General features: G+C 68.6%; 9 protein-coding genes. 5 read left to right on the forward strand and 4 right to left on the reverse strand.

The window, feature by feature from the left end; genetic code table 11:
* Position 1: 1 nt before the first annotated feature.
* Positions 2–1,279: an MFS transporter gene (locus C3Y15_RS22350; RefSeq protein ID WP_034194441.1), complete on the reverse strand. Its 1,278-nt coding sequence runs from the start codon at positions 1,277–1,279 to the stop codon at positions 2–4.
* Between C3Y15_RS22350 and C3Y15_RS22355 the strand changes: the two genes are divergently transcribed.
* Positions 1,266–1,454, forward strand: coding sequence for a hypothetical protein (locus C3Y15_RS22355; RefSeq protein WP_124260091.1), 189 nt, complete (start codon positions 1,266–1,268; stop codon positions 1,452–1,454). The two genes, C3Y15_RS22350 and C3Y15_RS22355, sit on opposite strands and share 14 nt — an antisense overlap.
* On the opposite strand, the gene C3Y15_RS22360 is transcribed toward C3Y15_RS22355, so the two are convergent.
* The 3 genes from C3Y15_RS22360 to C3Y15_RS22370 all read right to left on the reverse strand — a co-directional run bounded on the left by C3Y15_RS22360 (position 1,444) and on the right by C3Y15_RS22370 (position 3,234).
* Complete coding sequence (locus C3Y15_RS22360; RefSeq protein WP_045578524.1) at positions 1,444–2,022, reverse strand: YceI family protein; 579 nt, start codon at positions 2,020–2,022, stop codon at positions 1,444–1,446. The two genes, C3Y15_RS22355 and C3Y15_RS22360, sit on opposite strands and share 11 nt — an antisense overlap.
* Before the next feature lie 82 nt (positions 2,023–2,104).
* Positions 2,105–2,665: a YceI family protein gene (locus tag C3Y15_RS22365; RefSeq protein ID WP_011883312.1), complete on the reverse strand. Its 561-nt coding sequence runs from the start codon at positions 2,663–2,665 to the stop codon at positions 2,105–2,107.
* An 8-nt stretch (positions 2,666–2,673) separates the two neighbouring features.
* Entirely contained in the window at positions 2,674–3,234 is a 561-nt protein-coding gene (locus tag C3Y15_RS22370; RefSeq protein ID WP_124260092.1) for a cytochrome b, read from the reverse strand.
* Positions 3,235–3,492: 258 nt separating this feature from the next.
* On the opposite strand from C3Y15_RS22370, the gene C3Y15_RS22375 reads away from it, so the two are divergent.
* Genes C3Y15_RS22375 through C3Y15_RS22390 form a run of 4 tightly spaced genes read left to right on the forward strand, consistent with a single transcriptional unit; the run spans position 3,493 to position 7,160 of the window.
* Entirely contained in the window at positions 3,493–4,182 is a 690-nt protein-coding gene (locus C3Y15_RS22375) for a paraquat-inducible protein A (RefSeq protein ID WP_011883310.1), read from the forward strand.
* Positions 4,179–4,808 (forward strand): paraquat-inducible protein A, encoded by a 630-nt coding sequence (locus C3Y15_RS22380; protein WP_011883309.1) that lies wholly within the window; start codon positions 4,179–4,181, stop codon positions 4,806–4,808. Before C3Y15_RS22375 ends, C3Y15_RS22380 begins: the two co-directional genes overlap by 4 nt.
* Positions 4,801–6,420 carry an MlaD family protein gene (locus C3Y15_RS22385; RefSeq protein WP_011883308.1) on the forward strand — a complete coding sequence of 540 codons (1,620 nt, stop codon included), beginning with the start codon at positions 4,801–4,803 and terminating at the stop codon, positions 6,418–6,420. Before C3Y15_RS22380 ends, C3Y15_RS22385 begins: the two co-directional genes overlap by 8 nt.
* The gene (locus tag C3Y15_RS22390; protein ID WP_011883307.1) at positions 6,417–7,160 is read left to right on the forward strand and encodes a PqiC family protein; all 744 of its coding nucleotides are present in this window, start codon (positions 6,417–6,419) and stop codon (positions 7,158–7,160) included. The genes C3Y15_RS22385 and C3Y15_RS22390 overlap by 4 nt, the downstream gene beginning before the upstream one ends.
* The last annotated feature ends 551 nt before the right edge of the window (positions 7,161–7,711 follow it).

A 7,711-nucleotide genomic window follows, 5' to 3' on the forward strand; every position in this document is an offset into this window, starting at 1 on the left:
CTCAGCGAAACCCGAAGCGCCGCCTCAACACGACCAGCGCCGCGATGCTCAGCACGGCCGCGAACATCAGGTAGAAGCTCGGCGCGGTGTTGGTCCCGGTCGCGCGGATCAGCCACGCGATGATGAACGGCCCGAAGCCGCCGAACACGGTGACCGCGACGTTGTACGCGAGCGACATGCCGGTCGTGCGCGTCTGCACCGGAAACACTTCGGACAGCAGCCCGGGCAGCGCCGCGAAATAGCCGGTCATCAGGAACGCGAGCAGCACCTGCAGCGCGATCAGCGTGCCGAAGCCCGGATGCGCGACCAGATACGCGAACGCCGGATAGATCAGCACGAGAAAGCCGATGGCCGGCGCCAGCATCACGCGCACGCGGCCATAGCGATCCGACCAGTGGCCGACGAGCGGCGCGAACGCCATCTGGATCACGCCGACGACGAGGATCGCCGCGAACGCGGCCGACGGCGCGAGGCCGAGCTGCTTCACGCCATAGGTCGGCATGAACAGCACGAGATAGGTCGCGACGGTGCCGAGCACGACCGCGCCGATCGCGGCGACGAGCCGCGCCTTGTGCGACGCGAACGTGTCGCGCAGCGGGTTCGCCGTGACGTCGGCCGCGAGGAATTCGGGCGTCTCGTCGACCTTCGCGCGGATGTAGTACGCGACCGGCCCGAGCAGCAGCCCGAAGAAGAACGGCACGCGCCAGCCCCATGCGGCCATCTGCGCGGCGGTGAGCTGCGCGTTCAGCACGGTGCCGAAGGCGGCGGCGAGCAGCGTCGTGAGCCCCTGGCTCGCGACCTGCCAGCTCGCGAAGAAGCCGCGCCGGCCGGGCACGTGCTCGGCCAGGAACGCGGTCGCGCTGCCGAATTCGCCGCCCGCCGAGAAGCCCTGGATCAGCCGCGCGGCGACGAGGATCAACGGCGCGGCGACGCCGATCGTCCGGTAGGTCGGCAGCACCGCGATCACGAACGTGCCGGCCATCATCAGCAGGATCGACAGCGTGAGCGCGGCCTTGCGGCCCGCGCGGTCGGCGTACGCGCCGAGCACGATCGCGCCGAGCGGGCGCATGAAGAACGACACGCCGAAGGTGCCGAGCGTGAGCAGCAGCGACACGGTGTCGTTGCCGGCGGGAAAGAACAGGCGCGAGATCGTCACCGCGAAGAAGCCGTAGACCACCAGATCGAACCACTCGAGCGCATTGCCGATCGACGCGGCGACCACCGCGCGCCACACGCGCGGCGACGAAGCAATGGAGCGGGACTGCGTGACGGCATCCATCGGCGATCTCCTGTCGTTCTACGTCGTATTCGACGCGTGCGGGGCGGGGCCGCGCCGCGCGATGCCGCCGATTATAGGCGCGCAAAAAAGCCGCCGCGCCCGGCAACGGGAACGCGGCGGCTCGCAGGCGGCGCGCGGCGCGAAGGCCGCGGTCGCGTTACTCGTTACTGCTTGACGGCTTCGGCCGTGATCAGCAGCTTGGTCGCCATCTTGAAGCCGTACTGCTTGCCGTAATCGAGGCCGAACTCGTCGCGGTTGAATTCGCCGACGGCATCGACGCCGCACACTTCACGCTTGAGCATCGGATGCGGCATGCACTTGAACGAGTCGATCTTCAGCGTCAGCGGCTTCGTCACGCCGTGCAGCGTCAGGTTGCCGACCACCGACACCGGCTTGTCGCCGTCGAACTTGATCGCGCCCTTGTAGACCGCCTGCGGGAACTTGGCCGCATCGAAGAAATCGGCCGTCTGCAGGTGCTCGTCGAGCTTCGCGCTGCCGGTGTGGATCGACGCGATTTCGGTCGTCACGTCGACCGTACCCGTCTTCGCCGCGCGGTCGAGCGTCACGGTGCCGCTCGACTTGTCGAACTTGCCGCGCCAGACCGACAGGCCGCCGAAGTGGTCGGCCTCGAAGCTCGGGTACGTGTGGCTCGGGTCGAACTGGTAAGTCGCGCTTTCGGCGAAGGCCGAGAACGACAGCGAGGCTGCCAGCGCGCCCGCGGCGATGATCAGATGCTTTTTCAACTTTTTCTCCTTGGAACGGCGCCGCGCGCTTGCGCGGCATTCGGGTGAGGCACGTGATACGGGTGATGCGGGACCCCGCCGCTTACTTCGTCGCGACGAGATGGAACTTGATCTGCACTTCGTCGGCGACGATCGACGTGTCCTTCCATTCGCCGGTGCCGACGTTGAACGCGGAGCGCTTGATCGGCAGCACGCCGTCGAAGGTCTGCGTCGCGCCGCTCTGGGTGACCGTCACGGGCACCGTGACGTTCTCCGACTTGCCCTTGATCGTCAGCTTGCCGGTCACGTTGTACTTGTTGCCGCCGGCCGGCGCGATCGCGCTCGACGCGAAGGTCGCCTGCGGATACGTTTTGGCGTCGAACCAGTCCTTGCCGGCGACCTGGTCGTTGTACATCTTGTCGCCGAGGTCGAAGCTCGCGATGTCGATCGTCACCTGCGCGCTGCCCTGCGCGGCTTTCGCCGGGTCGAACTTCACCTGCGCGGAGAACTTCCGGAACGCGCCTTCGGTCGGCACGTTCATCTGCTTCGACACGGCGGACACCTTGCTCTTCGCGAGGTCGACGTCGGCGTGCGCGGCGGCCGACGCGGCGAGCGACGCCGCGGCGAATGCGGTCAGCACGGAGCGGGAGAAAGTCACTTTCATGGGTTCCTTCATTTGGCAAAGGGAAGCATGCGCGACAGCAGCCTGTCGCGGTCCAGCACCTGATGCTTGAGCGCCGCCAGCACGTGCAGCGACACCAGCGCAAGCAGAATGTAATTCAACGCCACGTGGAGCGTCTTCAGCGTCTCCTTCAGCACCGGATCGGGGTCGATCAGGCGCGGCAGCGGCACGATGCCGAGGTAGACGACCGGGATGTTCGACGCGGAGCTGTACAGATAGCCGGTGACGGGGATCGCGAGCATCAGCGCGTATAGCAGCATGTGGACGCCGTGCGACGCGGCGCGCTGCCAGGCGGGCGTAGCGCCGGGCAGCGCGGGCGCCGCGTGGGTCGCGCGCCACAGCAGCCGCATCAGCGCCAGCGCGAACACGGTCACGCCGATCCACTTGTGCCACGAGTAGTACTTCAGCTTGGCCGGCGTGAAGCCGGGGATGTCGGTCATCACCCAGCCGAGCGCGAAGCCGCCGACGATCAATACCGCGATCAGCCAATGGAGCGCGATCGCGGTTTGCGTGTAACGTACCGGGGTGGCCGGCAGCGAGTTCGATGCCATCGTGGGTTCCTCAGGTGAGCGAACGGCCGCGCCGGTATATTCGTCCGACGCTTGTCAAGGGCGCCATGCTACCGCAACCTTTCTCGACGCGCGGACTCTGAGGACAGGCACGCCAGCCGGCTGTCACGTTCGCGCCATGTTACCGGCCGGTCACCGCGCGCCCGGGCATTGACACCGCCGAAAAACCGATTTGGTAAGATTGGCGCGGGTTCCGGCCCCGTCGACGCGCCGCCCAGCCGTCGCAACACCGCCTTTTCCATGCAACGATACGACCTGATTGCCTGTCACGAATGCGACGCACTGTTGCATAAACCGCGTCTGAGCGGCCGCCAGATCGCGCGCTGCCCGCGTTGCGACGCGCTGCTCTATCGCAACAGCACCACGCAGATCGAGCGCATCACCGCGCTCGCGGTCGCCGCGCTCGTCACGTTCGTCATCGCGCAGACGTTCCCGATCCTCGAAATGGACCTGAACGGCACGCGCGTGCAGACGACGCTGATCGGCGCGATCGACGCGCTGTGGCATCAGGACATGGCGATCGTCGGCGTGATGGTGTTCTGCTCGACCGTGCTGTTCCCGCTCGTCGAGATGGCCGCGCTGCTCTACGTGCTGCTGCCGATCCGGCGCGGCGTCGTGCCGCCCGGCCTGAACCTCGTGCTGCGGACGATCCAGCTCGTGCGGCCGTGGGGGATGATCGAGGTCTTCATGCTCGGGATCGTCGTGACGATCGTGAAGATGGTCAGCCTCGCGCGCGTGGTGCCCGACGCGGCGCTGTTCGCGTTCGGCGCGCTCACGCTGATGATCGCGGTCGTGCTGATGTTCGACCCGCGCACCGTGTGGGACATCGCCGACGACCTGCGCGCCGGCCGCTCGCCGGGCGCCCCCGCCGCTCCTGCTACTCCCGCCGCCGCCGACCCGGCCGCGCTGCCGGAGGCGCCGCGCCGATGACGACGCCGACCGCCGCCCGCGAGGGTTACGCCAGCTGCCACGCCTGCGGGCTCGTGCAGACGCTCGACCATGCGCATGCGCATTGCGCGCGCTGCGGCAGCACGCTGCATTTCCGCACGCCGGACAGCGTCATGCGCACCTGGGCGCTGCTGATCGCGGCCGTGATCCTGTACATTCCGGCGAACCTGCTGCCGATCATGCGCACGTCGTCGATCGTCGGCTCGCAGGAAGACACGATCATGAGCGGCGTCATCTATTTCTGGACCTCCGGCGACTGGCCGCTCGCGGTGATCGTGTTCGTCGCGAGCATTCTCGTGCCGATGCTCAAGCTCGGCGTGCTGACGCTGCTCGCGACCAGCGCGCAGCGCCGCGCGACGTGGCGGCCGCTGCAGCGCACGCTGCTGTACCGGATCGTCGAGCGGATCGGCCGCTGGTCGATGCTCGACATCTTCGTCGTGACGCTCACCGTCGCGCTCGTCCATTTCCGTTCGCTCGCCGTCATCACGGCCGGTCCCGGCGCGCTCGCGTTCGGTTCGGTCGTGATCCTGACGATGCTCGCGTCGATGCAGTTCGATCCCCGCCTGATCTGGGATCCAGTCGAAACCTCAGGGAAACACCATGAATAGTCCGCAAGGCCCGCAGCACGACGCGCCCCGGCCGCCCGACCCGGCAATCTCGACGAAAGGCGGCTGGCTGCCGTCGCTCGTCTGGCTCGTGCCGCTGCTCGCCGCGCTGATCGGTATCGGCCTCGTGATCAAGTCCGTGCGCGAGCGCGGCCCGGAAATCACGATCAGCTTCCACAGCGCGGAAGGGCTCGAGCCGGGCAAGACGCAGGTCAAGTACAAGGACGTCGAGATCGGCACGGTCAAGACGATCACGCTGTCGAAAGACCTCACGCGCGTGCTCGTCCAGGTGCAGTTGAAGAAGGAGGCCGAGGACTTCGCGATCAAGGGCTCGCGCTTCTGGATCGTGCGGCCGCGCGTGGGCACGACCGGCGTGTCGGGGCTCGGCACGCTGCTGTCCGGCGCATACATCGGCGTCGACGCCGGGCGCGGCCCGGACGCGCAGAGCGACTTCATCGGCCTCGAGTCGCCGCCCGCCGTGACCCGCGACCAGAAAGGCACGCAGTACGTGCTGCGCGGCGATTCGCTCGGCTCGGTCGACATCGGCTCGCCGGTCTATTACCGTCGCGTGCAGGTCGGCCAGGTGGTCGGCTTCTCGCTCGACAAGGACGGCACGGGCGTCACCTTCAACGTGTTCGTCAATGCGCCGTACGACCAGTACGTCGGCATGAATTCGCGCTGGTGGCAGGCGAGCGGCGTCGACCTGCGGCTCGATTCGAGCGGCCTGAAGCTGAACACGCAATCGCTCGCGACGGTGATCCTCGGCGGCATCGCATTCCAGACGCCGCCGAACCAGCGCACCGGCGCGACCGCGCCGAACAACACGACGTTCCGCCTCGGCTCCGACGAAGGCGACGCGATGCGCGATCCGGACGGCGAGCCGCTGCAGGTCGTGATGAACTTCAACCAGTCGCTGCGCGGGCTCGCGGTGGGCGCGCCGGTCGACTTCCGCGGCATCGTGCTCGGCGAAGTGACGAACATCGGCATCGACTTCGATCCGAAGACCAAGAACTTCCTGATGCCGGTCACGATGAACGTGTATCCGGAGCGGCTCGGCCCGCGCTTCCGCGAAACGATCGGCAACAAGGGCGAGTCGGCCCGTCGCGAGATCGTCGAGCGCCTCGTCAGGCACGGGCTGCGCGGCCAGCTGCGCACCGGCAATCTGCTGACGAGCCAGCTGTACGTCGCGCTCGACTTCTTCCCGAAGGCGGCGGCCGTGAAGATGGACACGACGCGCCAGCCGCTCGAGCTGCCGACCGTGCCCAACACGCTCGACGAGCTGCAGCTGCAGGTCGCCGACATCGCGAAGAAGCTCGACAAGGTGCCGTTCGACCAGATCGGCGCGAACCTGAACAGCGCGCTCACGAACGCCGACAAGCTGTTCAAGCAGCTCGACACGCAGGTCGCACCGGAAGCGCGCGACACGCTGTCGGCCGCCAAGCAGACCTTCTCGACCGCCGAGGCGACGCTGCAGCAGGATTCGCCGCTGCAGTCCGACGTGCGCGGCGCGCTGAAGGAGCTCACGCGCACGCTGCAATCGCTGAACGCGCTCGCCGACTATCTCGAGCGCCATCCCGAATCGCTGCTCAAGGGCAAGCCAGGAGATCAACCATGACCACGACACGCGTGAACGTGCTCGCGAGCGGCGCAGCCGCGCTGTTCGCCGTGCTCGCGCTCGGCGCGTGCAGCTCGCCGCCCGCGCGCTTCTACACGCTGAGCCCGGCCGACGCCGCCGCGCCCGTGCGCACCGCGCCCGCCAATCCGGCATTCCTGATCGAGGTGCCGTCGGTGGGCGTACCGGAGCAGGTCGCGAGGAACCAGTTCGTCGTGCAGCGCAACGCCGCGCAGGTCGACGTGCTCGAGCAGGAGCGCTGGGCCGCGCCGCCGGCCGACGAGATCCGCCGCGCGCTGTCGGACGATCTCGCCGCGCAGCTCGGCACGATCGACGTCGCGAATTCCGCGTATCCGGCCGGCGTGCCGGTGTATCGGATCAGCGTGAACGTGCAGCGCTTCGAGTCGTGGCCCGGCAAGCGGGCGGCGATCGACGCCGTGTGGAGCGTGCGCGCGGTCGGCACGCAGACGGTGATGACGTGCCGCACGAGCGTCGCGGAGCCGGTCGCCGGCGGCTTCGATGCGCTGGTGGCCGGCCATCGGCGCGCCCTCGACGCGATTGCCTCGCAGGCCGCGGCCGGCGTGCGCGCGATCGCCGCGCGGCGTGGGGTGGCGGCGAGTGGAGCGAGCGCGGTGGCAGGCGGCAAGACGACGGTCGCCGCGACGGCCGTGCCGGTCGTGCCCTGCCCGGCCAATCCGGCGCCCGGCGGCGACGCAGGCGCGACCGGCAAGTCGGGCGCGTAAGCCGGCGGCGGGGTGCGCGTGGATGCGAGCGCATGGGGGGTGTGGGTGCGTGGCTCGTATGGACGTATGGGGTGTGTAGCCGCGTCGTTCGTGTCGTTCGTGAAGCTCGCGGAGTCCATATCGCCCGTGTCGCTCACTGCGTAACCCGTCTGGTCCGCGCGTCCCCTGTAACTCGTCCGGCCCACCTGACCCGGTAACCCGTTCCAGCAGCATCACCGATCACGACCGCCGGCCGCACCGCCCACGCCCGATCTCTGCCATCGCCCGCCTCGCCTCGCTCGTCGAAATCGGCAAAAACCGGCGTCACGCAACGCGGTCAGCTTGCCTTTTCGCGGCCAATTGACGATCCTACGCTGTCCCCGACCCGCGCCGCCTGTCGTGCGGGCCAGCCGATGGCGCACCGCCCCGGTCCGACCGACCGCCGCGCGAGCGCAGGCCCGCGACGGCCCACGCACGGCGCGTGGCGACCGTCCGCCCATCGTCCGGCTTGCCCGACCCGCGTCACCGTTGCCCTCGGCGCCGCGCCGCGTTTCCGGCCGGCATCCCGAACC

The organism is Burkholderia sp. B10 (assembly GCF_004368385.1).
GTDB classification, from domain to species: Bacteria; Pseudomonadota; Gammaproteobacteria; order Burkholderiales; family Burkholderiaceae; genus Burkholderia; species Burkholderia vietnamiensis.

What these genes read in the sequence shown, in the direction of transcription:
- C3Y15_RS22390 (WP_011883307.1), top strand. Translation starts at nt 6,417, where the DNA reads ATGACCACGACACGCGTGAACGTGCTCGCGAGCGGCGCAGCCGCGCTG.
- C3Y15_RS22350 (WP_034194441.1), bottom strand. Translation starts at nt 1,279, where the DNA reads ATGGATGCCGTCACGCAGTCCCGCTCCATTGCTTCGTCGCCGCGCGTG.
- C3Y15_RS22385 (WP_011883308.1), top strand. Translation starts at nt 4,801, where the DNA reads ATGAATAGTCCGCAAGGCCCGCAGCACGACGCGCCCCGGCCGCCCGAC.
- C3Y15_RS22370 (WP_124260092.1), bottom strand. Translation starts at nt 3,234, where the DNA reads ATGGCATCGAACTCGCTGCCGGCCACCCCGGTACGTTACACGCAAACC.
- C3Y15_RS22380 (WP_011883309.1), top strand. Translation starts at nt 4,179, where the DNA reads ATGACGACGCCGACCGCCGCCCGCGAGGGTTACGCCAGCTGCCACGCC.
- C3Y15_RS22375 (WP_011883310.1), top strand. Translation starts at nt 3,493, where the DNA reads ATGCAACGATACGACCTGATTGCCTGTCACGAATGCGACGCACTGTTG.
- C3Y15_RS22365 (WP_011883312.1), bottom strand. Translation starts at nt 2,665, where the DNA reads ATGAAAGTGACTTTCTCCCGCTCCGTGCTGACCGCATTCGCCGCGGCG.